Raw genomic sequence first — 23,322 nt, forward strand, 5'->3', positions numbered from 1 at the left:
TCTACCGCGAAAGCGCTTGACGCTGGCCCCGAAAAATAGAAACAAGTATCTGATCAAAAATTGGATCACATTTTTGATCAACCAGATTGGGCGGCTTCCAACGGGCTCCATGACAAAGTCTCCGAGTGCATTCGGTCCATACGATTTGGGAAGCACGACGGTTTACAGTGCGCGCGCGGACGCTCGCTTTTCCTACTGCTTGTATGTTCCGGCCGACTACCGGGCCGCGACGGCCCGCACCGAACTGCTGGTTGTGGTGCACGGCAGCCCGCGGACCTTCATGGACTTCCGCAGCATGTTCGCTGAGTTCGCCGAGCGCCAGAATGTGATCGTAGTGAGCCCACTATTTCCCGTGGGCGTGGCGGGTGATGGAAACGCCGATGGCTACAAGTACGTCGAAGAGCAAGGACTGCGCTACGACGAGTTGCTCCTCGACATCGTGGAGGAGGTACGCGCGCGATACGATCTCGTGACGCAGCGCTTTGGGATGTACGGCTTCTCCGGCGGCGCGCAATTCACCAATCGCTTCTTGCTGCTGCAGCCCGAGCATCTTTGGGGGGCGTCGATCGTGGCGCCGGGTTCGGTGACCCTGGTCGACGATACGCGCGACTGGTGGGTCGGAACTCGGGACGTCGAACGACGCTTCGGCCGCGCACTCGACTTCCACTCGTTGCGGGCCGTAGCCGTCCAATTGCTGATCGGAAAGGCCGATACCGACACGCATGAGATCACGCACACCGAGAACGGCCGTTACTGGATGCCGGAGGCAAACTCGGCCGGCCGCACTCGGCCAGAGCGTCTTGAGGCCCTGCACCACTCGCTGCGCGACGCCGGCGTCGAACCCGAAATTCAATTGCTGCCGGGAGTGGGGCACGAGCCGTTCAGCTCTCTCGCCGTCGCCCAGGAGTTTCTAGCGCGGAGGTTGGCCGAACTGCGGCGTTGAAATGCCGGCAGGCCCAACGCCGAGGCTTCGATAGGTTGAGCAGAACATCGAAAGGGGACCGTCGTGAAATACTCGATAGCCGCTGCATTTGCGCTCACATTGACCGCCTCTGGCAGCGGCACCGCGTTAGCCGCGCCGGAATCTACGCTCAAGGTGGCGCTGACTGCCGATATCCGAAGCAGCAACCCTGGCATCAATCGTGACGACAACACCGACAGCGTCGTTCTCAACGTCGTCGAGGGCCTCGTCGGCTATGGCGCCGGCGGAGACGTACGGCCGCTGCTCGCCGAGAGCGTTGACGTTTCTGACGGAGGGCTGACCTACACCTTCAGGCTCCGACACGGCGTAAAGTTCCATAACGGAGCCGACCTGACTTCGGCCGATGTTCTCTGGAACTGGCAGCGCTACATGACGCCCAGCACCGACTGGCGCTGTATCGGCGAGTTCGACGGCCGAAGCGGCTTGCAGGTGGTTTCTGCGGAAGCGCCGGATCCCAGTTCCTTCATCATGAGGATCAACCGCCCCTCAGCGCTGTTCCTCGACGCGCTCGCGCGCACCGACTGCGGGATGACCGGCATCGTCCACAGGTCCTCGCTCATGGCCGATGGAAGCTGGGACAAGCCGATCGGTACCGGACCCTATGAATTCAGCGATTGGAAGCGGGGCCGCGGCGTGACCCTGACCCGCTTCAAGGATTACAAATCCCCGGCAGGCGCCGCCGATGGATATGTCGGCCAGAAGGATCCGCAGATCGACATCGTCCAACTCGACGTCATCCCGGACCCCGCGACCGTCAAGCTGGCGATCGCCTCGCGTAGCATCGACGTCGCGCAGATCATGTCGTCCGACATGCAGGAATTACGGAGCAATTCCGGGATCGTGACGCTCGCGTCACCGGATTCCTCCAAGCACGCCATTCTGTTTCGCACCGAAGACCCCGTGATCGGGGACCAGAAATTCCGCCAAGCGATCGCCGCCGCGCTCGACTACAAGCAACTGGTCGAGGCCACCAGCGACGGACTGTCGACCCCGAACGATTCAGCCGTCTTTTCCGGCTCGGTGTATTTCGGCGCGGTGCAGAAGAAGGGAGTGGAGTTCAACCTTGAGAGGGCCCGCAAGCTCCTTGGCGAGAGCACCTACAGAGGTCAGACGATCAAGCTGATCGCCAACAAGCGCTCGCCGATGCCGAGTTTCCAAGTCGCCCTAGTCACTCAGGACATGCTGAAGGCGATCGGGGTGAACGTCGATATTGAGGTGCTCGAATGGGCGACCCAACTCGATCGCTACAATAGCGGCAAGTATCAGATGATGTCTTTCTCCTACTCGGCCCGTCTCGACCCTGCCCTGAGCTACGAGCAATTCAGCGGAGATAAAGCGAAGCAGCCCCGGAAGGTGTGGGACAATCCCAAGGCGTTGGAATTGCTGCAACAATCATACTACACCACTGATCCCGCGATACGGCGTCAGCTATTCGACGGCCTCCATGAAATGATGTCGACCGACGTGCCGTTGGTGCTCCTGTACAATGGGCTGACCGTCTGGGCTCACGGCAAAAACGTAACAGGCTTCGCACCTTGGGAGGGCAAGATGCGCCTGTGGAGCGTGAAGATCGGCCAATGAAATCCCGAAACGCGCAATCATGAGGCCGCGCTTCCAAGCTCCCACGGCCTGATCCAGCTCAGATAGGCCTGGTACGGCACTCTACCCAAATCTGGAGAGGGATCAGTGTCTCAGGTCACCGGTGCCCTCGGCAAAATGATGTTAGCGAATAGCTGATTAGGGTCTGCTTCTGGGCAATACAATGTCCGTACATGACGCGAATCGACCGGGCAGAAGCGGGTGATATCGGCGCACTGCAGGCGGCGGCCTAAGAGGAGATCGCCGAGAGCGGCAACGCGATCGACACGATGACGCCCTCGCGCTGCCAGTCGCGCGAGAACGTCCCGCCCGTGTTGGCGAGCGCAAACAGGTTCTTCACCCGGTGGCTCATCTCGCCCGCCAACATCGTCTGCTGTTCTTCGATCTCAAGCAAAGCCCGGCATATGTGGCTGATCCGCGCAGACGTCATATTGCCAGCTCGACGTCGATATCAGCCCGTGTGCGCTGGGTATGCTGAGAACCATTCGAATCTTCGCAAGGAGTATTGCAAACACGGCGCCTGAAAGTTTAAATGCACATGAAAATAATTCTATATTTTAGGAAATCCCATGACCAAAGAAGATGACAATTTCGCTGACCTGACGGCGATGGTTATTTCGGCCTACGTCGCGCATAACAATCTCCCGCGCAGCGAGCTCGTTGAATTGATTTCGAGCACTTACTCCGCGCTTACGCAGCTGGGCGCCAAGCCCGAAATCCCGTCAGCGCCGGTCGTGCCCGTTCCCGCCGTTCCGATCAAGAAATCCGTAACCGCCGACGCCATCATCTGCCTGGAAGACGGCAAGGCGTTCAAATCCCTCAGACGTCATCTGGGCACCGCCTACAATCTGACCCCCGAGCAATATCGCGCCAAATGGGGCCTGCCTTCAGACTATCCGATGGTCGCACCGAACTATTCCGAGGCTAGGGCCGCTCTTGCAAAGGCATCGGGCCTGGGGCGCAAGGCCAAGGTGACAACGGCCGCGCCCGTCGTCGCGAAGCCGCCCCGGGCAAAGCGCGGCCCACGTTCGGTGCCCAGCGCCTGACCCTGCCGCGAACCAAAACAAGCGGCCCGGCGCCATGGGACACGACAGCCACGGAGGCCGGCGGCGTCTTCTCATTTCGCCTGCGCTGGGCTCTGGAGGACGCTCGCGTTTTCTGCTGACCGGGCCGCCGCAGCGCCTGCCGCGCGATCGGCTCGCCGGTGACACCAATCGCCTCCGTCTGACCTCGAGAGGAAGATCATCCTGATGCCCAGCAAGGAACGCGTCCTCATCACCGGTTCCGCCGCCGGCATCGGCCGCGCCACGGCCGAGCGCTGCCGGGCCGAAGGCTATGAGGTGATCGGGATCGATCGCGACGGCGACGGCATCCGGGCGGACCTGTCCGATCCTGAAGCCACTGCCACCGCGCTGTCTCAAGCCCTACGCGGCGGGCCGATCACGCGGCTCGTCAACAATGTCGGCATAGTGCGGCCCGGGACCGTCGAGCAGCAGGGCCTGGCCGATCTCGATCTCGCCGTCTCGCTGAACCTGCGCTGCAGCCTGCAATGCCTACAGGCGCTCCTGCCGGGAATGAAGGAAGCGGGCTTCGGCCGGGTCGTCAACATCGCGTCCAGGGCGGCGCTCGGCAAGGAGCGGCGCAGCGTCTATGCAGCGACCAAGGCCGGTCTCATCGGCATGGGCAAGGTCTGGGCGCTCGAACTCGGCCGCCACGGTATCACGTCCAACAGCATCGGGCCGGGGCCGATCCGCACCGAGCTGTTCGAGCGCGCCAATCCCCCCGGAAGTCCGGCGACGCAGGCGATCCTCGACGCCGTTCCGGTCGGACGCATGGGAGAGCCGGACGACGTCGCCAACGCCGTCGCTTTCCTGCTCGACGCGCGCAGCGGCTTCGTCACCGGACAGACCCTCTATGTCTGCGGCGGCATGACCGTCGGCGCGGCCGGAAGCTGAATGCCAGTGAACTAGTGGCCTGGCTCGCAAGCGCGCACCATCCTGCGGAAGAACGAATGCCAGCTTTCCGGCAGATGCTCGATGTCTGCTGTTGGCGCAAATCGCCATCAATTGTGTAGCCACGCTCTGGACCACTACGCGCTCGATCCCTTTTCAGAACGGCAACTTTACCGTTGAAGTAGGAGACAGCCTGCATGGTTCACAACGCGAAACTTCGGGACAATCTCGCCCTTTGACCAATCGCAAAGAGGATTGCCGAAAAGCAGTCGTCCCAAATGTCAGGAAGGCGCCGGTGCGGGGGGCGGTTCCGCCCTTAACAGAAAACATTGGGACCAAGGATTTAGCACGCCGTGTGGGAGCGCAGCTCCATCTGCCGGGAGTCCTGTTTTCCATTCTGAAGCTGCTCACCACTGAGCTCTGGAATAAGGCGCATTGCTCCGCGGAACTCATCGCGCGCCCAAAGGTTTTCTGGCCTAGGAGGACCGCACCATGAGCAGGAGTTCCGATCATCTCACTGATGCACCCGCCCCCCTCAGGACAGCCCGACGCCCCGGACAGTCCGGAGAGGATGCTGAGCGTCGTGCCGGCCCAAACCCGCGCTCAGCTCATCCCACAGGGCCCCATGCGCCTTACGAACCGGGCGATAGCGAGGGCCTTGCAGCGGAAAAACACTATTCCGACTCGGTATCAGATCCCACCGCCGTGACAGGTGAGCCCAAGCGCGAGCCGAGCGGGACCATCAGGATCATCGACACTCGCAACAGCCACGACTAACGACGACCCGGCGGCGAGCGGATTTCTTCCCGCCGTCGTCAACGGCGTGCATCCATACGTCAAAGACCAGATCCTTGGGCATGCGGTCGACGACATGTCCCGGCTCTATACGAACGTGCCGAAGCAGCCGCTGATTGACGCGATTAATCAGATTGCCGTGCCGGAGCTTTGGCAAAAGGCCGAGTGGGACCCGCTGAAGTGGTCTGAAAAACTGGTCAACAGCCAGGAAGCGAGACGGACCCAAAGCGCCCCTAGACGCCGCCTGCGACAGCATGTCAGCCTAGCGACGGGAACAGTTGGGGCGGCAAAGATGAGGTGTCAAATCACGGCAGCGTTGGCTGTCCTGGCTTTGACGTCGGTGGGTGAGGCAAAGGCAGACACTGTTAGCAATGCCCACGCGCTTTGTCGGGTCATCGACCGTACCGGCCTTGCGAGCACCCCCTGCGCAGTGTCCGGCGGGAAACGGTCCGTTACGGAGGTGATCGATATGAACAGCGGCGATGCCAGTAAGACCTGCGGGAAAATCGTCGATCTGATGCGAGCCAAGAAAATCGGCTTCGACACTGGGTGGACGCTGCAAATCAAGTCTCCCTCCAGCGGATCAAACACCATCGCGATCTGCAACCTGCCAAAATAGAGCGATGGCCCTGCTCACGAGGCTGGCAAGTTATGGCAATCCACTAACCGCGCCAACCGGATGAGGCGTCATGACCAATCAGTGTCTCCGCCCCGTCTTCGTCAGCCATCAGACCGCGGCCGCCCTCTAGAGATCAGCATTGACACGTCCGACGGTTGGGTTCGCCGTGCCTCCGGCCGCCATAAACCGCGGGCGAATCGTGCCCCCTACCGCTCTCAGATGAGCGGTACCTCCACCAGAACAGCCCCTCGAGAGCGCGCGGCGGTAACGTCGGAATCTGCATTCATCTCCTCGAAGGAGCGCGGCGCTGGCAACTGCTTACCGGCAGCAAGCGAGTCCGCTACCCAAGTTCGGAGGCTGAACGCGCATGGAAACGCAGGGTTCCGCCGCAAAGAGGCCCGCCACACCTTTCGGAGCGACGGGCCAGCTTATTCCGGGCGAAGGATCGGGTCGCCCGACGATGTTCTAATTTTGACGCCAGATTCGCTCGCGTGAAAACCGAAGCTCCACAATGAGTGCGAGGAGGCTGCCGGGAGAGCCTGGCCAAGTGATCTGCGGCCAGAGCCACGAATGAAGCTGAGGAGCAAATCCCCGCGATCTCGGATCCAGACTATCAGGACCACTCCAATCGGCCGCGACTAGGCGGCCCTGCCGCGGACACGGGCGAGGAACAGTCCACTGCGAATGACGGGCGTATCCTTCTTCCAGCTGACGACGCCGTTCCGCTGGCCATTGAGAGCGGGGCTCCGGCAGCACACTCCTCACGTCCGCTTCCGGGCCGTGCGCCAATGTCTGGAGCTGGCGCCAGGCGGACGGGTAGGCGAGCGCAACGACCGAGATGGGTGGCTTCCGAATATGTATCGACTACCGAAAACCGGTCGCTGCCGCCAGAATAGCAAAGCCGTCAGGTTTGCCTCACACCAGGACCCAACTTTGCGCGGGGCATCATGCGCTATCGTTTCCCAGTGCTAACTCTGCTTCTGTGGTCGACATTCACGGCTTGTGAGGTGGGAGCGGCCACTCCGGTGGTCGTTGGATGCGGCAGCGGGGCCATTGATCCTGTCGCGGTCTATGCACCCTTCGGCGCCGGCCCGCTGACGCTTGCGAAGGTCCATTGCCTCCGATTTCCGCTAAGCAATTATCCCGTGTCTCCGCCGACACTGTCGCTGGACGGGAGCGCTGTCTTCGTTTTCGACAGCGTCAATGGTTTATGGCTCGCTGCTATGGAGGATGAGCCCGTTCTCCAGCGCTTCGATGGGCGCGTGACCGGCCTCATTCCCGGTGGCGACCTGCCGTTCGCGTGGTCGGAGGACGCGCGCTCGGTCCTGGGTGTCAGACAGAAGACCTCGAAACCTGGCGGCCTCGCCCTGGGGCCGCTCAAGCCTTTCCTCTTTTCGGTGGACGGCACGACGCAGCAACTGCCGGACCTCCTGAGCCCGGCCGGCCCTCTGGACGAGCTATACTGGGCGGGGCAAGCCGGCATGGCCGTGGCCGCTTTCGGGACCAGGGGCGCCTACTACCAACCCGAGCATGCTGATCCACAACCGACCATCGCGTTCGTGAATGCGCGCACCGGGCAAGTCATACAATCAATCGAGAAGAATGCTGTGCCCGGCCTCACCGGGAATGCCAGAACCAATGCGGTCGCATCGGTTGTGGGCGCCGATGGCCGTATCCATGCCCTGATCGCCTTCTCACCCAATCAATGGGTCCTGTGGGTTCAAGGTGAGCGGCCCCAGATCGTCCCTGTCGGCGTCACGATCTGGCGGACAGAGTTCGCGCTCAGTCCCGACGGCCGCAACGTGCTTGTGATGAAGAATTTGCGCGCATTTGGCGGAAACTGCGATCGCAGCGGCTCGGACTGTTCCCAATGGACGCCTGACACAGGCACCAGCGCCGAACTGCGTGAATTGCCAAGCGGAAGGCTGATCTGGTCCGTCAGTGGGACAGCAAAGGCATCGTCGAGCTACGGCGCGCCTGCGATCAGCCGGGATGGCCGATACGCGCTGATCTTAATGCTCACAGAAGATCGAGGACCAACCGCTGCCCTCATTTCCATGGAAACGGGCGAGGTGCTTCAAGAGATACCCAGCCCTGGGATGAGCGAATGTGCGATTGGCTTTTCGCGGGATAGCAGTGCTGCGTGGATCAGCTGCCGCTCACGTCTCGTGAAGTATGACATCGGACCGTGATGGCCCTCCGCACAGACCTTCGCAAATTGGGCTGAATTGGCACCCGCTATCGTCGCGCCGCTGACGAGCCAGAAATCCTGAGAGCGGATATTGGCGGGGTCCGTTTAGGGGAGCTTTCGGCCGTGCCGCTGTGCGCCAGGAGGTCGGCTTTCGGGCAGCAGCGATGATCCGGGACCCGGCTTTGCCAATCGAAACACCCGGCGAAGAATGAAGGAGCCGAGCAAAAGGCTTGCCATCAAGACAGCGCCGGACGCCGCGCCGATCAAGAGCGTATTGGCACGCAAAAAATGCCCCTACGTTGAAGCTTCGTCACCACCATGAGCATTGGACCGGTTCTGGGTAGGGCTCGTCCGCGCACCACGACGACCACCGCAGCTAGTTTGAGTTGCCCGGCACGGGATCCGAAAAGCGGCGGCAGGCCTTGAGAATTGAACCGGCGCGCTCATCTAATGGAACGGTGCCGGCTCCCATCACGGCGTTCCTCCCGGGTTGCCATTTCCACGAGGCGCTAAAGCACACTCGCGATTGGCCCCGGTTCCGGGGGCGTTCTCGAAAACGCAGGCTGTCCCAGGAGGGCTACCGCACATTCTCGGCATGTCGCGGAAGCCGACGCACCTTCCGCTTGAGACATGCCGATATCCGGGCCCGCCCTTGCAGCCGCACCCAGTGCATCGGCTTGTGTCCATGATACATCCGGCGGCGTAGGCAGGGCCACCACACAGCAGCAGCAAGGCGACGAAGACAGCGCCGTGCATCTGGCTGAAGCGTCGACGCATTTCTGGAAGAGCCAAGCGTGGATGTGTACGCACTGGATATCCCTGTGCTGCAGTCGGTCAGTTAATCAGAGGCGTGCCGAGCCCAATACGATCTCCCGGCAATTACTGCTTGTTATTATCCGCCAAAAAATTGTTCCCGCCTGCCTTGGCCTTCCATCATGAACCGTCTCGCCGGGGCCCGCGCAATACCGTTTCGCGGGGTTCATTTGACAGCTTTAGAACGGCTCGGATGGCACCCTCGTTGGCCTTCAGCCATTCCAATGTGCGAGCAACTGCCCCCAGGCGTTCCAGGTCGAACTTCTCGACGCTTTCGCCGCAGTTCCCCCGCACTGTCGGGATTCGCCGCGGGCTAAAGTCCGACCACCCCTCCCCTCCCCTACCCTACCCAGTCGCTCGTCATCGTGGGCGACGCTGTTTACCTCCACCGCTGTTCAAGCCCGAACGCTGCGCCGACAGGTCGACGAGGCCCCTTCCGCTTAAGCAACTTCAACGACGCAGCGTGGGTTGAATCCCTGATTTTCCCGATCGCCGTGAAGGTTTGGATAGCCGGCCTGATTGGCGAAGACGCGTGTCCGCCCGACACGATAATCATGCGAGCCGTGATCGTGACCGTGGATCCAGAGTGCAGGCTGAAACTCCTCGATGATGTTGCTGAGGTCAGAAGTGAATGCTGGGGTAAGCGGGCTGCCCTGATACCGAGACTCGATCGAATCCGGATGAGGGGCATGGTGAGTGACTACGACAGTCGGGCCGCTGTGAGGTATCGCAAGCTCGTGCCGGACAAACGTCAAGTCGAGCCTGTGCTCAGCTGCAGCGTGCCATGGCATGAACCGGCTATAGTGCCCGCTCTCTTCTCGATATCGTATGAGGCGGTGATCGTTCAGCGTTTCCCCGGCATAGACCATGGATGGCTTCGGCGTCCCGTACAGCCGATAATCGGTCCATAGGATACATCCGATGAAGCGGGCGCCGTTGATGATGACCGTCCGGCGAAAAAGCAGATCGACATCGGCGAGCGCCGCCGCCTTCACGCCCTTGGCAAGATTGGATTTGAATTCGGTTCCGTAGAACTCGTGGTTCCCTGGAACGTACACAATCGGCCTATCTCGCAGCGGTCCGATTTCCCTTTGTGTGGCCAGCCACTGAGCCGCTGCGGAAATTGGCTGCCCGATGTCGCCGGCGAAAACGGCCACGTCGAATTCGGGCATCGGGGCTGGAAACTCGAACCTTCCACATTCGAGATGAAGGTCGGAAACCACTAGCAGGCGCATTCTATATCCATTCGTAGATGGCGGCGTGCTCGGGCGGGCGGCCGGAGCTTTCAGCCTGCCTGGGCAGCGGCAATTCGGGCGAAGAGTTTGACGATCCTGCTTGGCGCATAGATCGATGGCCGCGCGGCATAAGACGCTTCGAACTCGACGATCGGCATTGCGGAGGCGCCTGCAGCCAGGGGGCCCATCACGTCGGCTTCGAGGCTATCGCCGACGAACAATATCTGTGACAGCTGAAGTTCGAGCTGCGAGGAAACCAGCTGATAGATTTCTTTCTGTGGCTTCATCAGCCCGGTTTGAAAGGAAAGAATGAACGCGTCCGGGAAGCCCGGGAGGCACTCGATCAGCGCTTCTTCGTATGGCGCCGTTAGATTCGAGCAGATGGCGATTTTGAGCCTCGCCCGTCGCATTGCCGCCCAAACCCCATCCATGCCCGGCCTTGCCCGGGTCGAAGCGCACTCGGCCTTGAGATCGCCCTCAAGCTCCGCCAACTTGTCTTCATCAATGAAAGTGGCGATCTTCCGTGAAAGCTCGCGAAGTCCGAGCGGCTGAGTAAGCGCCCGCACGGCTGCGACTCTTGAAGGCTCGCTCGCAAGAAGCGCGCGGAATGGTTGCCGCTTATCGGTGATCTCGACAACGGTGCCAAAGGCATCGAAGCAAATGGCGCGGATCTCAGTCATCGAGCCTCAGTGCCACTTTATGTCGTCGACGGTGTACGGCCGAAAGTTCTCGTCAGCTTCGTTTGGGGCGATGTGACGGACGACGCCTGCCAGGCATTGCCGAACGTCCATTTGACGTTCGAACGACACGCACAAAAGTTCTATCGGTGCCTGCCCAGCGAACGGTTCGGCCTCAATTGGGCGCAAGAGCCAACGCCTTTCCTCCTCGGCGGTGTTCACAAGCTGCCGTAAGCCGGCGAAGACTCCTAAGATCGCCGAGATCCGCATCATGGTGTCTGTTTCGAGAACCAGCGGCTTGTGCCATCGGGAGAGGCGAACCCAGCGGTGAAATTCTCGCTGTCTGCAGCCAAGAAGTTGAAGCTGTCTCCGCTCCGGCAGATCCCATCGCTTCACGATGTTGACGAACACGCGCATGACGGAGCCGCTCAAGCGCGCCCGCTCTTCGTCGGTTGGTTCTTTCACCGCTTGGCTCCTACGTGGATTCGAGTTTGACGAATGGCCGCACGGCAGCGTCATTCGAGATTCGTGTTGAGTATACTCCGTGGTGAAATACTCTACAATCCAGCTCTTTCCATCGGATGGAAATCCGTGAGGTCCTGGCGGCCAACATAAGGCGATACCGGCGCACCGCAGGTTTGTCGCAGGAAGAACTCGCTCTTAGAGCAGGGGTCGACCGGACGTACGTCAGTGCAATCGAGCGCTGTCGCTACAGCGCAAGCGTCGACGTATTGGATAGGATCGCCCGGGAGCTCGGTGTCGAAGCGGCTGCGCTTTTGACACGACCGAGCACCGAATTTGGCGAGTGAGGCATCCGCGCTGCGAGGCGTCCCACTGGCAGCGGTGCCGCGACCTATCCCGGTGCATCGGCTAGTGGCCCAAGTGGTAGGTGCGCTGCGCGCCCGGCAGGCGCCGGGGTTTGCGCATTGGCAGGTCGTCCCCTGCCCTCGAGGCCAGCACTGCCGCCGCGACAGCGGCCCGGGCATGCGTCTCCTCTTTCGCCCTCGCCTGCGCAAACAAATCGGACGCTCGGCACCCTCGAGCCACTCTTCGGCAAGCGAAAGCGAACTTCCCGACAAGGTCGTGATGTTGTCCGCTGGTTGAGCGGCGTCAGAGCTATCCCAGTTTACTTCCGGAGCTGCGATACCAATCGCGCGTGAGCCATCTTGTCCGGCGTCTTAGATCGGCATCCTGCCGGACGATCATCGCAACATCGCCGCCGCCGGTGTTGCTGCGGCTCTCACGAGGCGACCGGTCGAGGTGGAAGCGATCGTTTCAACTCCCCGAGGGACAGATGTGGCGCGCAGATTGTCGAGCCAGAATTATTCTGCCTGCCGGCCCAGAGTAATTAGCTCCTGATTCTACCAATCTGGCAGCTGTGCGAGCCTCGCTGGCCATCGGCTGACGCGACTTGTGGCCGATTGTTGGTTGGCCCGGAACGTATCAGGGAAGGCGGCACATTCGATCCGGTAAGCCAATGATATATATTGTCTATTCTCCGTAGTGGCCAACTTGAAAAGCTCTGGTTCGGCGCCGGTTCCACAAAGGTCAGAATCCATTAACCTTAAATGGCTGGACGCCCGCGGAGAATCGTGGCGTAGCTTGTCGGGCAATGGGCGCTAGAACGCCCTTAACCCGACAATGAGGACAAGAAGCGCCAATGGCCGACCCCCTGGCGAAGGATATCCGCCATAGTGAAGCCGCGGAGCGCGTCTGGCGGCACGCCGGTGTCCTGTCACGTCAGCTGAATGTCCTGCGTGAACGGATGTACCCGCCTCACGCACAGAAGCATTTGCGACACTTTCTAACGAATGAGGTGTCGAAGCTTACCTCTATTCCTGACTCGACCCTTAAGCTGATGTCGAACGAGGGCAAAGGTCCCCTGCCCGCTCGGCTTGAGAACAATCATCGAGCTTACACGCTTGCGCAGGTAAATGAGTTACGGCGCCTGTTTGCTCAACAGAAGCCTTCGGAGGCACTGCGCTTTTTGCCTCACCGGCGCCGTGGCGAACATCTGCAAGTTATCGCAGTTGCGAACTTCAAAGGCGGTTCGGCGAAAACCACCACGAGTTTGCATCTGGCGCACTTTCTCGCTCTGCAGGGCTATCGGGTACTGACCATCGATCTCGATCCCCAGGCTTCACTGTCTGCGATGTTTGGTGCGCAGCCGGAGATCGACGTTGGCGACAACGAAACGATCTGGGCGGCATTGCGATACGACGAGTTGCGCCGGCCGATGCGGGAGATCATTCGGAAAACCTACTTTGACGGCGTCGATCTTGTCCCGGGCAACCTCGAGGTTATGGAGTTCGAGTACGACACGCCCCGCGTGCTCGCACGAGGAACTAAGACAGACAGCTTATTCTTCGAGCGCCTGGGCTTGGCCATCGACGAGGTGGAAGCTGACTACGATGTTGTTGTGCTCGATACGCCCCCTTCCCTCGGCTATCTGACGCTCGGCGCGATTTACGCGTCGACGGGAATGATCGTGACGATCCATCCAGCGATGCTCGATGTGGCGTCGATGAGCCAATTCTTGTTGATGATGGGTGACCTGATTAATGTGATCGCCGGCGAGAATGCTACGATGCGTCAGGATTTCTTTCGCTATCTGGTCACTCGCAACAATCCGTACGACAAGCCGCAGACCGAGATTGTTTCGATGCTGCGGACGTTATTCCCTGATGACGTAATGACGCCGACGGCAGTCGAGAGCACTGCAGTTGAAGCCGCAGGGCTCGCGAAGCGTAGCATCTATGAACTCGAGTCGGGGGAGATCGGCCGAGATGCGTTCAAGCGCGCACGGGAGTCGTTCGACGCAGTCAACGAAGGAATTCTGGATCTCATCAAGCAGACCTGGGGGCGGGCATGAGTAAGCCGCCTCGCCGCTCGATCGTCTCCAGCTTTGGGGCGCTCTCGCTGACCGCGAGTTCCGCCGCAAGCGAAACGGATCCGAACCTCGACAGCGCGCTGAACACCCCGCCTCCGAGAGTTCCGGCTGGAGTAATCGGAGCCACTCAGCGGACGCTATCCGATATTCGCGAGGAGCGCGATCGGCTCAAGGCGTTGGTCGAGTCCGGGGCCGCTGGCCTTAAGGAACTTGATCCGGCGCTGATTGATCCGTCTCCGTTCCCTGATCGGTTAGCGGACGATTCTCCGGCGGAGTTTGAGGCCTTTCGAAAGACGTTTCTGGAAGAAGGACAACAGATCCCAATCCAGGTTCGGCCGCACCCGGAGCTGGAGGGGCGTTACCAGGTCATCTACGGACACCGCCGTGTCCGAGCTGCGCGCGACCTTGGTGTTCCGGTCAAGGCGTTGCTCCGGTCCCTCACTGATTCCGAGTTGGTGGTTGCGCAGGGTCTCGAGAATGGCAGCCGCCAGGACTTGACCTGGATCGAGCGCGCCCTGTTCGCGTGGCGAATGGAGAACGCCGGAATTAAGCCGCGCGACATCAAAGCGGCACTGTCGTTGGATGACCAGGAAATGGCGCGGATGCGTTCCGTCTGGCGCGCGCTGCCAATCGATCTGATTACAATGATTGGTCGCGCGCCAAAGGTGGGCCGGCCGCGCTGGCTAGAGTTGGCGGGAGCCCTTGGGGAAAAGCCGGCGATGCTCGAACTGGCTCGGAAAACCTTGTCAGCTGACAAGGTTTTGTCGTTGCCCTCTGACGAGCGTTTTCGCGAAGTCCTTGCGACTGTGCAGCCATCAGCCTCGCCGTCTCAGACGGAAGTCGCACTGCTTGCCGGGTCCGGAGACCGACTCGGGCGAGCGAGTTTCACCTCCAAAGAGGTGCGTCTTGTCGTTGATCGAGCTCATGCGGCTTCATTCGCAGAGTTCCTCAGGGGCGAACTGCCATCACTGATGGACCGATATCTGAGCCAAGCGAGTGCTGCGAAGGGCTCCGGGTGAGAAGACCTTGTCAGCTGGCAAGGTTTTGAAACGCGAAGAATGAAGGAGAGGGAATGGGAGCAGCTAGACTAGGCCCGACGGTGTGGAGTTCTCAAAGGCCTGGTCGACAACGAAGCTAACTGCAGTAGGCAAAGAAAAAGGCCCCCGAAACGGTGTTCCGGAAGCCCTTCTCATAGTCCGCAACTTGAGAATCGCACTTCCCTGAATCCCCGTCAAGAGTCCCGTTGGGATTTGAGCGCCATTTCGGCGAGCGGAATTCTTTTGCCCTAATCAGGCGAAGATCCATGGAAAAACGACTTTCGACGACGCCTTTTGGGCGGCGAACGCTGACGCTTGCGCATGTTGCAGGCCAAGTGATCGCAGACACTTGCCCGCCCGCCAAGGCGACTCATAAATGGAATGTGTTTCGAGATATCTGCGCGGCGAAGGTCCGGGTCGGCGTGTCCGAGCGTGCGCTTGCCGTCTTGGATGCCCTTTTGACCTTTCATCCGGAGACCGTGCTGACTGGCGAAGGGTTGATCGTCTTCCCGTCCAACCACCAACTCTGTCTGCGTGCCCATGGCATGGCACCGGCGACACTGCGCCGGCATCTTGCTGTTCTTGTCGATGCGGGGCTCATCGTTCGCCGCGACAGCCCAAACGGCAAGCGCTATGCCCGCAAGGGCAGCCACGGCGAGATCGAGCTGGCTTTTGGGTTTGATTTGGCACCGCTTGTTGCGCGGGCCGAGGAGTTCGAAGCCTGGGCCGAAGAGGTTCGCGCTGAAGAGCGGGCGCTGAAGCTTGTGCGAGAGCGCATCACGATCTGCCGTCGCGACCTCACGAAGATGATAGCGATGGGGATAGAAGAGGGCATCCCGACTCAGCGGCAGGGGATAGGTCCCGCGAGCTGGGCCGATATTCAGGGCGAACTCCTTACCATCCTCGGGCGGTTGCCGCGGAAGGGCTCGGTAGCGGTCCTGGAGCCGCTAGCGCAGGAGCTTTCTGTACTTGCGAACGAGGTGCATAGCCTTCTGGAAATGCACCTTAAAAATCAAAATATGAGCGGCAATGAGTCTCATACTGAGCGTCATATACAGAGTTCAAAACCAGACTCCCTCACTGACTCTGAACCTAGCTTTCCAGAAAGCAGGGGCGCCGCTTCGGAGAGAGAACTGGAAGCAATGCGCCTGCCAGTTCGCGCCTACCCCTTAGGGATGGTGTTGGACGCCTGCCCGGACATTATTGATTACAGCCGCGGCGGTATCTCGAGTTGGAGGGATTTGGTGGCGACGGTAGCGGTGGTCAGGCCGATCCTCGGAATTAGTCCGAGCGCCTGGGCCGAGGCACTGGCGGTCTTGGGCGAGATAGAGGCATCGATCGTGGTCGCTGCCATCCTGCAGAGGGCTGAAGCGATCACTAGCGCGGGGGGCTATTTGAGGAACCTAACGCGGCGAGCGGAAGCAGGGGAGTTCTCCTTGGGGCCAATGCTGATGGCGTTGATCGGATCCCGAACGCGCGATAGGCGAAGTGCGTGATCGTCAATAGAAGTTCGTTAAGGTTAATGAAGCCGCTGCAGCCTGCCTCGCGTGACGAGGCGAACTCTGGCTTGCGGGTGGGGGAGGGGAACCAACAAGAGTGTTATTCGGGTGGCTCGCATCAATCCGGTGAATCGATAATCGCCAATCGATTCAAGCTTTGCGTTGGACGTCGTCAGGGTGTGAGGATGAAGTGGCAGCATGGAACACGTGCTCGAACCTCCTCATTACAAGCTGCAAATGCTGATCCTCGAACGGCGAGACCAGGCGCGCAACATGGCGCGCTTTTATGTCCTGGCCGTCGAGCCAACTTTGTTTGACGAGTTCGCTCTCGTGCGCGAGTGGGGGCGATGGGGCAATTTCGGCAGGCGACGGTTGGATCTGTACAGAGATCTCGACGAAGCGGCTGAGGCGCTGGAGGATTGGCTGCTTCGAAAGACGAAGCGCGGCTATCGCATCGTCAGCACCACGGCTGGAGACAATGAGCCTGTATCGGATGAGACGCGGCGCTCCTAGTTGCTGGGGGGTAACAGCTGCGCGCCGGCTGCCACCGAGAGGCAAAATGGCATCGTACCCGGCGTACTCCCGCAGAAAGGTGCCTTCGATAAGGAGGCCATCGGTTTGCGTACGCCTGAAAACGCGGAAGCCTCAATGGCTCGTATTAACGCGGTTATGCTTCGGAGCGCCGTGGTCGTCGCGATTGCTTCGTTGGTTCTTTGATGTCCGTTTGCCCGGTGAAGTCAGCATTTTCTCGGGGAGGCTTTCCTGGCGCAGCAGCTTGAATGCGCGGCCGCGCACGACATTCCGGTCGAACGGCTGAAGGCCATGGCGGCGCATTTTGCGGCTTGGTCCGGCGAGAGCGATGAGCTCGCAGGGTAACGGCCGAGATTTACAGCCACGGCTCGTTCGGATGGCTGGCGCTTTGAGTGAGCGCGTTGGATCTGAATGCCACAGATTCGAGCCAAGCCTGGCGATGGTTGATCGAGTGCGGGCCTGTCAGGAGCACAAGCTCGGCTTCGAATGGGGGCCCGAGGTTGAACCTGGGCGATGAGTGCCATATATTCTGTCAGGTCGATGTGTGACTGGATGTGGCAAAGGAGAGCAGAATGGCTCAAGCTGTGAAGGCTCCGCTGCAGAGCGAATCCCTGATCCTGTCCTATATGGACCGAGCCGGCAGGATTGCGATCACTCAGCTGGCGGACGGCTTCGGCATGTCCAAGACCCAGCTCGCCGAAACCGCGGGTCTCGCTCGCGAGACGCTTTACCGAGCCGAGCGGAGCGGTGCAAGACGGACCCAGGGCCGGCTCCGCGAAATGCTCGAAATCATCAGCCGCGTCTCCGAATGGGCGGGTGGCAAGGAGCAGGCGATGGCCTGGTATCGGGCCCAGCCCCTGCCGGCCTTCGGCGGACGAACCGCCGAGGCACTAGTTAAGGAGGGTAAGGCTGCGGCCGTTCGGGACTATCTCGACCACATGGCGCTTGGCGGCTTTGCGTGAGGTTTGTCGGGACCTGCTACCGGGCACATGATCCGCGCTGGGCTTTCAAGCCGCTGTCGGGGGACGGCGCGGCGATCAGGGGCGCCCGCTTCAACCCAAAGGGGGTCCCTGCGCTGTATCTCGGCTTGAGCATCATGACCGCGATCAAGGAGGCCAACCAGGGTTTTGCGCATCGCATCGACCCCTGTGTGTTGTGTTCCTATGAGATCGATTGTGAGGATATCGCTGACCTGACGACGGAGCAGGGCAGGAGAGAGCATGCGGTCGAGCGCGATGAGTTGGCCTGTGCCTGGGGAGGAGCTCTTGCCGAGGGCGACCGGCCGGCTTCGTGGTCGGTCTATGATCGGCTCAAAGCACGGGGGATCGCCGGTCTGCGGGTGCCAAGCTTCGCACCAGGCGCCGAAGCGGCTGATCTCAACCTCGTGCTCTGGCGCTGGGGACCGGATCTGCCGCACAAGGTGACGGTCTTCGATCCCAGCGGTCGGCTTCCGAAGGATCAGCTGTCGTGGCGCTGACCTCCGATCGGGCAGAAGGGGAGGGGACGTTGGCGGCTATAACCCGGCGGCCTTGGTCAGGTTCACCCTGAATCGATCGCGCGGCGCTGATCACGGTGGGGCAGTTCGGCTGCGGCATGACCGGGTTGGCTGAGCCGCAAGGTGCAACGTGGCTCCCAAGCTGTTGCGCAGTGAATTGTTGGCTGATTGCGCGATCCGCCCATTTCGCTTGGCGTGCATTGCCCATAGCATAGCGCTCGGGGATGCGTAGACGAGGGGCGTGGGGTGATGACAAATCGCGTTGAACTCGCTGTCGAAGCGGCAGCGAAGGCTCTTCATGAGACGGTCCGACGTCAGCATCAGCTGCGCTGGGAGCTGATGACGGAGCGCTGGCGCGCTGACATGCGCGACTATGTCCGCCCCTGCGTTCTAGCGACTTTGAAAGTTGCAGATACACTCAGCCCGCAGCCGCGCCGGCCGACCGTTCCGAGCCGAATCTCGCTGCGGGCCCGAGGCTAAGCTCTAAAGGCCGGCTGCCTTCGTCAGATTGACCCGGAAGCGATCGCGGCGGCGCTGGTAGCGCCGGGTCATTTCGGCACTGGCGTGGCCGAGCTGCTTCTGGACATAGCGCTCGTCGACTTCGGCCGAGGACGCGAGGCCGGCCCGGAGCGAGTGGCCGGAAAATTTTTCGGCCCGCTGCGCCTCGGGGAGATCGCCGCGGACGCCGGCAGCCAGGGCAGTGCGCTTGACCAGGCGCGCGACCTCCTGGTCGAGCAGGCGCTCAGGACCGACATCCCGGCCCTGGCCGGTCACGCGGCGAAACAGCGGCCCGTGCGCGATCCGGGCGAACCTGAGCCAGGTCTGCAACGCGACGACGGGGCAAGTTGCGTCCGACGAGCCGCGACCGATCTCGACCTCGCGCCAGCCCGTCTTGCCGCGCAAGGTCACGATCATGCCCTTGTCGAGGATCTCGACCCAGCCGCGGCCATCGTCGCTGTGATCCGGGCCAACATCGAGGCCGACGATCTCCGAGCGCCGGAGACCGCCGGCGAAGCCAAGCAGCAGCATGGCGCGGTCGCGCAGGCCGCGCAGGCTGCCGCGATCGAGCGTCTCCAGCATGGCGATGACGTCTTCCGGCAGCACCGCCTCTTTCTGGACAGGCGGACGGCCATGGGTGTTTCGGATGCCGACGAGCACGGTGGCGATATGGCGATCCTGCCGGTCGAGGGGATGACCGCGCTGAGCGTAGGTCCAGGCCAAGGCAGAGAGGCGGCGTTCGATCGTGCTCACCGATGACGGCCTCCGGTCGCCGCTGGCGGTGCCGGAGGCGAGGGCGGTGATGTAGAGCCCGACGACCTGGGGATCGGGCTCTTGGGCCGAAATGCCCTGGCGGCGGCACCAGCCCGAAAAGTGCTTCCAGTCCGAGGCATAGGCGCGGCGTGTATTCGGCGAGCTGGCCGCTTCGACATAGCGGCGGGCCCGGCCGGCAAGATCCTCGAGCTGCGGCGAGAGACCTCCGTGAGCAGCGGCATCGGGCGCCGTGGGAGGGGAGGGGAGGGCTGTTCCGGATGGCCCTGTCTCGCTGCTCATGACTGCGCCGCCATCAGCGGACGTCCCAGGGATTGACGACCGAGGCGCCCATCGTCTCGAACTGGCTTGGCCGGCGGCTGACGACCAGCATGTCATGGACGATCGCTGTCGCCGCAAGCAGCGCGTCCGCCACGGCATCGGGGGCAGGGGAGGGGATTTGGCCCCACGCGGCCGCGACGCGATCGCAGACCGGCAGGATGCGATCGTGATGGTCATGGCGGAGCTTGCGCAACCACTCGCTGAGCTGCGCTGCCTGGTCGGGATCGTGCGACCGCTGCGCGGCGATGGCCCGGGCGAGCTCACCGAGGGTGATCACGCTCAGATACACCCCCAAAGGATAGACGGCGCGCAGCCACGCAACCGCCGGCGCTGATCCCGCGCGGACCTCGGCAACAAAATCGGTGCTGAGCAGGTACATCAGACGGACTCGCGATCGACCGGGGCCGGCCTGAGCGCCCGTGCCAGCGCCTCGTCCCAGAGCGGCGGGGCCAAAAGATCATCGACCAGCGTCGGCTGTGCCGCACGCAGTGCCTCATAGGCCTGGGTGGAGAGGATCACCGCCGCCGCTTCGCCGCGCAGCGTCACGACCTGCGGGCCTTCGCTGCGCGCACGCTGGACCACTTTTGAAAAGTGGTTCTTGGCATCCTGCAGCGGCCAGTCCATCACGCGAATCTCCTGGCTAGACAGGCTAGCTTGTTACGCCCGCCGTTAACCATATGCAATGTCCTCGCCGGCCGGACGACCGGAGCGGGGGGCGGCGGTTCCGGCTCGCAGCTTGCTCAGGCGATCCGGCGCGGCCCGAGTGAGCCTTTTCGGATCATGGCAGATATGAATGATAATGCAAGATTATCATCATTTTTGGCAAACGACATGCGCGGCGCTTTAATACGATATCTCTGGCGAAAAGCGCCGCTACTTGCTACGCTGCGGAGATGCTCCACCGCAGCGCCACCTTGCCTCCGCCGCCCGCGACCGTCCGCCCGGTCCCCGGTTGGGTCCGGCCAAAACCGCAATCTTATGAAGCGCTTGATGCGGTGTTTCAGGCGGGCGCCAGCCTCGCGGCGCTCGATCCGATTGCCCGTGACACGCCGGCCTGGAGCGGGGTGTTTCGGCAGCGCCTGGCGCTGCAGGCGGCGGCCACCAGCCTGCGCCTGATCGGCCGCCGCGAGGATCTCGGCCAATTGCGCGACGCGCAGTTGCTGCGCCGGCCCGGCGATGATCCCGGTCCGGCCGGACGCGTCCTGCTGGCCTGGCGGCAACTCGCCGGGCGTTCGCCCGATTGGTCGGAAGCGGCGATCGCGCGCGCCGCCAGCGGTTTTGGGTTGGCCCTGAGCGCGACCGAGCTTAAGGCGCTGGCGGATCTGGCCTCTGAAGCGGCCGGTTCGGCCCGAGCGGCGATCGTCGCCGTGGCCGAGTTGAGCGAGCGCGTCGTCAAAGTGCGCCCGGATGCCGAGATCTTGGCGCTCTGGCTCGCCGACGCGGTGCTCGCCCAAAAGTTCAAATGGGTTTTGCCGGTGCCACTCCTAGCCACTGCGATGCTGGAACCAGGTATCCGGATCGGAGCGGCGGGAAGACGTCCGCGCCCGGGCGGGGAGGGCTGGCAGCCGGCGCTGGCCCTGGCTTATGCGAGGGCGGCCGCTGGCGCGATCGACCTGGCCGGGGAGCTGGCGCGCCGCTCTGATTCCCTCCAGGCCGCGGCGCCCAAACTGCGCGCGAAAGGGGCGGGGGCGGTGATTGCCGCTTTCCTGAACGATGACGCGTTGGCGGGTTCGGCCAAAATCGGCGGCATTTCGGATCGCGGCTTGCGCCGTCTGTTCGATCGGCTTGTGTCGCTCGGCGCACTGCGCGAATTGTCGGGCCGGCCGAGCTTTCGCATTTATGGGCTGTGAGCCATGGCACGTCGCCCCAAACCGGAGGTTGCGCTCGACACCGAACTGGCCGAGCTGCCGCCCGAACTGCGCTGGCGCGAATGGATGGGCAGGGTCGAGGCCGTGATCTTTGCCGCGCCCGGGCCGGTCTCGCGCGAGGTGCTGGCGCAGGTTGTCGGGCGCGACTGTGCGATCGATCTCATCATCGCCGACATCCGCGAGGAATTGCGCGGCCGACCCTACGACCTGGTCGCCGTCGCCGGCGGCTGGCAGCACCGGACGCGGGGCGCCTTTGCGCCGGCCGTGCGGGTGGCTTCGGGAGCGCCGCAAGCGGCCGCCAGCCTGTCACAGACCGAGATGCTGTTCCTGTCCGGCATCGCCTATCTGCAGCCGATCACCCGCAGCGAGCTCGGCAAGGTCTTTGGCAAGGAAATGAGCCGCGACATCGTCGCGGCGCTGAAGCGCGCCGGCGTCATCACGGCCGGGCCGCGCAGCCCCGAGCCTGGGGCACCCTATACCTACGTGACGACCGAGACATTCCTGTCGGTGTTTGGTCTCGCCAGTCTGCGCGACCTGCCTGATCTCGAAAAGCTCGAGGATGCCGGCCTGCTGACGAAGGATACGGTGCTGGCCGAGGAGATCCCGATCGGCGGCGGCGATGAGGGAGAGGTCGACGCAGAAGGCGACGGCCTCGCCAATAATGATCTGGACGCGACGGGGAACTGAGCCTCGGCTCTGAGCCGAGATCATCTCGGCGATTCCGCCCGGCCCTCGCATTCAATTGGAGGAGTCACTCGGCGCGAAGATTCTCGGCTGACGCTTTGCCCGACCGCCTGTCCGGCACGAGTTCGTAGGAAATCTTTTGTCTTTCGCGCAGGTCGCGCATGCCCGCTCGTTCGGCCGCGCTGATATGAACGAGGGCGTCTTGGTCGCCATCATCCGAGGCGCAGCACCGAGCTTCTCGCGGCAAATCTCGACGGTTCGGTCGCGCTCAAATCACTGGCCGACGCTTGCGGCTTGTCGACCAGTTACTTCTGGCGGCCTTCCGCACCTCGACCGGCCTCGCACCTTTCCAATGGCTGCCGCACCGGCGTGTCGAGGCGGCCACGGACCTCTTGCGGCAGCCGCGCCATTCCCTTCGCGAGATCGCACTCGCTTGCGGCTTTTTCGACCAAAGCCACGTCACCAAAGTGTTCACCCGGATCGTCGGCACCAGTCCCGGCGCCTGGCAATGCAATCTCGACGAGTAAAGCCGAATCCGCGACGGATAGACATCGCAGCCGCGTCCGCGAATCCGAGCGCGGCGGAGAGTTCTCCGTCGGGCGGAATGCGACCCGCCACTGCATGGAAAGCTCCCCGCAACAAGGGGCAGGTCGACCGGGCTAGGAGAAACGACGCCATCGGCGGCAAGGCGGCAAGGCGGCAGAAAGGCAGGCACGTCGGCCGGGTCGGATGCAAAAAACCCGGCTGAATGATCTGCGCCAGTTCGATATCCGGCATATCCGGGGCTGGCGCGGGGACAATGTCATTCCCTGGTCAGGCTTGTTGATCCCGCTGCCTTGGCACATTTCGTTGTGTGTGGTCTCCT

25 protein-coding genes are annotated in these 23,322 nt (G+C 62.1%); 16 read left to right on the plus strand and 9 right to left on the minus strand.

Annotation, left to right across the window (positions count from 1 at the left end; genetic code table 11):
* Positions 1 to 16: 16 nt before the first annotated feature.
* Positions 17 to 943: an alpha/beta hydrolase family protein gene (locus BIWAKO_RS33055; protein ID WP_201788729.1), complete on the plus strand. Its 927-nt coding sequence runs from the start codon at positions 17 to 19 to the stop codon at positions 941 to 943.
* Positions 944 to 1,069: 126 nt separating this feature from the next.
* Here the strand turns inward: BIWAKO_RS33055 and BIWAKO_RS37010 are convergent, their stop codons facing one another.
* Positions 1,070 to 1,300, minus strand: coding sequence for a hypothetical protein (locus BIWAKO_RS37010; RefSeq protein ID WP_244523743.1), 231 nt, complete (start codon positions 1,298 to 1,300; stop codon positions 1,070 to 1,072).
* Between BIWAKO_RS37010 and BIWAKO_RS33060 the strand changes: the two genes are divergently transcribed.
* Entirely contained in the window at positions 1,259 to 2,563 is a 1,305-nt protein-coding gene (locus BIWAKO_RS33060; RefSeq protein WP_244523738.1) for an ABC transporter substrate-binding protein, read from the plus strand. The genes BIWAKO_RS37010 and BIWAKO_RS33060 overlap by 42 nt on opposite strands.
* A 247-nt stretch (positions 2,564 to 2,810) precedes the next feature.
* Here the strand turns inward: BIWAKO_RS33060 and BIWAKO_RS37250 are convergent, their stop codons facing one another.
* A complete protein-coding gene (locus BIWAKO_RS37250; RefSeq protein ID WP_274533626.1) occupies positions 2,811 to 2,933 on the minus strand; it encodes a hypothetical protein in 123 nt (40 codons plus the stop codon).
* Between the two features lie 217 nt (positions 2,934 to 3,150).
* On the opposite strand from BIWAKO_RS37250, the gene BIWAKO_RS33065 reads away from it, so the two are divergent.
* The 4 genes from BIWAKO_RS33065 to BIWAKO_RS33080 all read left to right on the plus strand — a co-directional run bounded on the left by BIWAKO_RS33065 (position 3,151) and on the right by BIWAKO_RS33080 (position 8,139).
* A complete protein-coding gene (locus tag BIWAKO_RS33065) occupies positions 3,151 to 3,627 on the plus strand; it encodes a Ros/MucR family transcriptional regulator (protein ID WP_069883205.1) in 477 nt (158 codons plus the stop codon).
* A 204-nt stretch (positions 3,628 to 3,831) separates the two neighbouring features.
* Entirely contained in the window at positions 3,832 to 4,536 is a 705-nt protein-coding gene (locus BIWAKO_RS33070; protein WP_069883206.1) for an SDR family NAD(P)-dependent oxidoreductase, read from the plus strand.
* A 709-nt stretch (positions 4,537 to 5,245) separates the two neighbouring features.
* Complete coding sequence (locus tag BIWAKO_RS37510; protein ID WP_371332367.1) at positions 5,246 to 5,947, plus strand: hypothetical protein; 702 nt, start codon at positions 5,246 to 5,248, stop codon at positions 5,945 to 5,947.
* Positions 5,948 to 6,894: 947 nt separating this feature from the next.
* Positions 6,895 to 8,139, plus strand: a complete 1,245-nt coding sequence (locus BIWAKO_RS33080) for a hypothetical protein (protein WP_141740454.1) — start codon at positions 6,895 to 6,897, stop codon at positions 8,137 to 8,139.
* Between the two features lie 1,252 nt (positions 8,140 to 9,391).
* Here the strand turns inward: BIWAKO_RS33080 and BIWAKO_RS33085 are convergent.
* The 3 genes from BIWAKO_RS33085 to BIWAKO_RS33095 are packed head-to-tail and all read right to left on the minus strand — an operon-like array spanning position 9,392 to position 11,328.
* Positions 9,392 to 10,186: a metallophosphoesterase gene (locus tag BIWAKO_RS33085; protein ID WP_069883208.1), complete on the minus strand. Its 795-nt coding sequence runs from the start codon at positions 10,184 to 10,186 to the stop codon at positions 9,392 to 9,394.
* Positions 10,187 to 10,236: 50 nt separating this feature from the next.
* A complete protein-coding gene (locus BIWAKO_RS33090; protein WP_069883209.1) occupies positions 10,237 to 10,866 on the minus strand; it encodes an HAD family hydrolase in 630 nt (209 codons plus the stop codon).
* 6 nt (positions 10,867 to 10,872) lie between these two features.
* Positions 10,873 to 11,328, minus strand: coding sequence for an antitoxin Xre/MbcA/ParS toxin-binding domain-containing protein (locus BIWAKO_RS33095; protein WP_069883210.1), 456 nt, complete (start codon positions 11,326 to 11,328; stop codon positions 10,873 to 10,875).
* Positions 11,329 to 11,444: 116 nt separating this feature from the next.
* On the opposite strand from BIWAKO_RS33095, the gene BIWAKO_RS33100 reads away from it, so the two are divergent.
* The 7 genes from BIWAKO_RS33100 to BIWAKO_RS33135 all read left to right on the plus strand — a co-directional run bounded on the left by BIWAKO_RS33100 (position 11,445) and on the right by BIWAKO_RS33135 (position 18,297).
* Positions 11,445 to 11,672 carry a helix-turn-helix domain-containing protein gene (locus tag BIWAKO_RS33100; protein ID WP_069883211.1) on the plus strand — a complete coding sequence of 76 codons (228 nt, stop codon included), beginning with the start codon at positions 11,445 to 11,447 and terminating at the stop codon, positions 11,670 to 11,672.
* 851 nt (positions 11,673 to 12,523) lie between these two features.
* Positions 12,524 to 13,735: a plasmid partitioning protein RepA gene (repA, locus tag BIWAKO_RS33105; protein ID WP_069883212.1), complete on the plus strand. Its 1,212-nt coding sequence runs from the start codon at positions 12,524 to 12,526 to the stop codon at positions 13,733 to 13,735.
* Positions 13,732 to 14,772, plus strand: coding sequence for a plasmid partitioning protein RepB (gene repB, locus BIWAKO_RS33110; protein ID WP_069883213.1), 1,041 nt, complete (start codon positions 13,732 to 13,734; stop codon positions 14,770 to 14,772). Before repA ends, repB begins: the two co-directional genes overlap by 4 nt.
* A 284-nt stretch (positions 14,773 to 15,056) precedes the next feature.
* The gene (gene repC / locus BIWAKO_RS33115) at positions 15,057 to 16,286 is read left to right on the plus strand and encodes a plasmid replication protein RepC (RefSeq protein WP_069883214.1); all 1,230 of its coding nucleotides are present in this window, start codon (positions 15,057 to 15,059) and stop codon (positions 16,284 to 16,286) included.
* 201 nt (positions 16,287 to 16,487) lie between these two features.
* Positions 16,488 to 16,802 carry a WGR domain-containing protein gene (locus tag BIWAKO_RS33120; RefSeq protein ID WP_069883215.1) on the plus strand — a complete coding sequence of 105 codons (315 nt, stop codon included), beginning with the start codon at positions 16,488 to 16,490 and terminating at the stop codon, positions 16,800 to 16,802.
* A gap of 590 nt (positions 16,803 to 17,392) precedes the next feature.
* Positions 17,393 to 17,782, plus strand: coding sequence for an MbcA/ParS/Xre antitoxin family protein (locus tag BIWAKO_RS33130; protein ID WP_069883217.1), 390 nt, complete (start codon positions 17,393 to 17,395; stop codon positions 17,780 to 17,782).
* Positions 17,779 to 18,297 (plus strand): RES family NAD+ phosphorylase, encoded by a 519-nt coding sequence (locus BIWAKO_RS33135; protein ID WP_069883218.1) that lies wholly within the window; start codon positions 17,779 to 17,781, stop codon positions 18,295 to 18,297. Before BIWAKO_RS33130 ends, BIWAKO_RS33135 begins: the two co-directional genes overlap by 4 nt.
* Before the next feature lie 501 nt (positions 18,298 to 18,798).
* Here the strand turns inward: BIWAKO_RS33135 and BIWAKO_RS33145 are convergent.
* Genes BIWAKO_RS33145 through BIWAKO_RS33155 form a run of 3 tightly spaced genes read right to left on the minus strand, consistent with a single transcriptional unit; the run spans position 18,799 to position 20,529 of the window.
* Positions 18,799 to 19,866, minus strand: coding sequence for a tyrosine-type recombinase/integrase (locus BIWAKO_RS33145; protein WP_141740455.1), 1,068 nt, complete (start codon positions 19,864 to 19,866; stop codon positions 18,799 to 18,801).
* Between the two features lie 13 nt (positions 19,867 to 19,879).
* A complete protein-coding gene (locus BIWAKO_RS33150; protein WP_069883220.1) occupies positions 19,880 to 20,284 on the minus strand; it encodes a PIN domain-containing protein in 405 nt (134 codons plus the stop codon).
* The gene (locus tag BIWAKO_RS33155) at positions 20,284 to 20,529 is read right to left on the minus strand and encodes a type II toxin-antitoxin system Phd/YefM family antitoxin (RefSeq protein ID WP_069883221.1); all 246 of its coding nucleotides are present in this window, start codon (positions 20,527 to 20,529) and stop codon (positions 20,284 to 20,286) included. Before BIWAKO_RS33155 ends, BIWAKO_RS33150 begins: the two co-directional genes overlap by 1 nt.
* Before the next feature lie 269 nt (positions 20,530 to 20,798).
* On the opposite strand from BIWAKO_RS33155, the gene BIWAKO_RS33160 reads away from it, so the two are divergent.
* Together BIWAKO_RS33160 and scpB are read left to right on the plus strand one after the other, a co-directional pair.
* Entirely contained in the window at positions 20,799 to 21,755 is a 957-nt protein-coding gene (locus tag BIWAKO_RS33160) for a DUF1403 family protein (RefSeq protein ID WP_069883222.1), read from the plus strand.
* Positions 21,756 to 21,758: 3 nt separating this feature from the next.
* Positions 21,759 to 22,460 (plus strand): SMC-Scp complex subunit ScpB, encoded by a 702-nt coding sequence (gene scpB / locus BIWAKO_RS33165; protein WP_069883223.1) that lies wholly within the window; start codon positions 21,759 to 21,761, stop codon positions 22,458 to 22,460.
* Between the two features lie 64 nt (positions 22,461 to 22,524).
* Here scpB and BIWAKO_RS34670 read toward each other — a convergent pair whose 3' ends face one another.
* Positions 22,525 to 22,704 carry a cold-shock protein gene (locus tag BIWAKO_RS34670; protein ID WP_074471711.1) on the minus strand — a complete coding sequence of 60 codons (180 nt, stop codon included), beginning with the start codon at positions 22,702 to 22,704 and terminating at the stop codon, positions 22,525 to 22,527.
* Positions 22,705 to 22,744: 40 nt separating this feature from the next.
* On the opposite strand from BIWAKO_RS34670, the gene BIWAKO_RS33170 reads away from it, so the two are divergent.
* Positions 22,745 to 22,984, plus strand: coding sequence for a helix-turn-helix transcriptional regulator (locus tag BIWAKO_RS33170; protein WP_069883224.1), 240 nt, complete (start codon positions 22,745 to 22,747; stop codon positions 22,982 to 22,984).
* The last annotated feature ends 338 nt before the right edge of the window (positions 22,985 to 23,322 follow it).

Origin of the sequence: Bosea sp. BIWAKO-01 (assembly GCF_001748145.1) — a bacterium.
Taxonomy (GTDB): domain Bacteria; phylum Pseudomonadota; class Alphaproteobacteria; order Rhizobiales; family Beijerinckiaceae; genus Allobosea.

What these genes read in the sequence shown, in the direction of transcription:
- BIWAKO_RS37010 (WP_244523743.1), bottom strand. Translation starts at nt 1,300, where the DNA reads ATGGAACTTTACGCCGTGTCGGAGCCTGAAGGTGTAGGTCAGCCCTCC.
- BIWAKO_RS37250 (WP_274533626.1), bottom strand. Translation starts at nt 2,933, where the DNA reads ATGAGCCACCGGGTGAAGAACCTGTTTGCGCTCGCCAACACGGGCGGG.
- BIWAKO_RS33065 (WP_069883205.1), top strand. Translation starts at nt 3,151, where the DNA reads ATGACCAAAGAAGATGACAATTTCGCTGACCTGACGGCGATGGTTATT.
- BIWAKO_RS33070 (WP_069883206.1), top strand. Translation starts at nt 3,832, where the DNA reads ATGCCCAGCAAGGAACGCGTCCTCATCACCGGTTCCGCCGCCGGCATC.
- BIWAKO_RS33080 (WP_141740454.1), top strand. Translation starts at nt 6,895, where the DNA reads ATGCGCTATCGTTTCCCAGTGCTAACTCTGCTTCTGTGGTCGACATTC.
- BIWAKO_RS33085 (WP_069883208.1), bottom strand. Translation starts at nt 10,186, where the DNA reads ATGCGCCTGCTAGTGGTTTCCGACCTTCATCTCGAATGTGGAAGGTTC.
- BIWAKO_RS33090 (WP_069883209.1), bottom strand. Translation starts at nt 10,866, where the DNA reads ATGACTGAGATCCGCGCCATTTGCTTCGATGCCTTTGGCACCGTTGTC.
- BIWAKO_RS33100 (WP_069883211.1), top strand. Translation starts at nt 11,445, where the DNA reads ATGGAAATCCGTGAGGTCCTGGCGGCCAACATAAGGCGATACCGGCGC.
- repA (WP_069883212.1), top strand. Translation starts at nt 12,524, where the DNA reads ATGGCCGACCCCCTGGCGAAGGATATCCGCCATAGTGAAGCCGCGGAG.
- repB (WP_069883213.1), top strand. Translation starts at nt 13,732, where the DNA reads ATGAGTAAGCCGCCTCGCCGCTCGATCGTCTCCAGCTTTGGGGCGCTC.
- repC (WP_069883214.1), top strand. Translation starts at nt 15,057, where the DNA reads ATGGAAAAACGACTTTCGACGACGCCTTTTGGGCGGCGAACGCTGACG.
- BIWAKO_RS33120 (WP_069883215.1), top strand. Translation starts at nt 16,488, where the DNA reads ATGGAACACGTGCTCGAACCTCCTCATTACAAGCTGCAAATGCTGATC.
- BIWAKO_RS33130 (WP_069883217.1), top strand. Translation starts at nt 17,393, where the DNA reads ATGGCTCAAGCTGTGAAGGCTCCGCTGCAGAGCGAATCCCTGATCCTG.
- BIWAKO_RS33145 (WP_141740455.1), bottom strand. Translation starts at nt 19,866, where the DNA reads ATGAGCAGCGAGACAGGGCCATCCGGAACAGCCCTCCCCTCCCCTCCC.
- BIWAKO_RS33150 (WP_069883220.1), bottom strand. Translation starts at nt 20,284, where the DNA reads ATGTACCTGCTCAGCACCGATTTTGTTGCCGAGGTCCGCGCGGGATCA.
- BIWAKO_RS33155 (WP_069883221.1), bottom strand. Translation starts at nt 20,529, where the DNA reads ATGGACTGGCCGCTGCAGGATGCCAAGAACCACTTTTCAAAAGTGGTC.
- BIWAKO_RS33160 (WP_069883222.1), top strand. Translation starts at nt 20,799, where the DNA reads ATGCTCCACCGCAGCGCCACCTTGCCTCCGCCGCCCGCGACCGTCCGC.
- scpB (WP_069883223.1), top strand. Translation starts at nt 21,759, where the DNA reads ATGGCACGTCGCCCCAAACCGGAGGTTGCGCTCGACACCGAACTGGCC.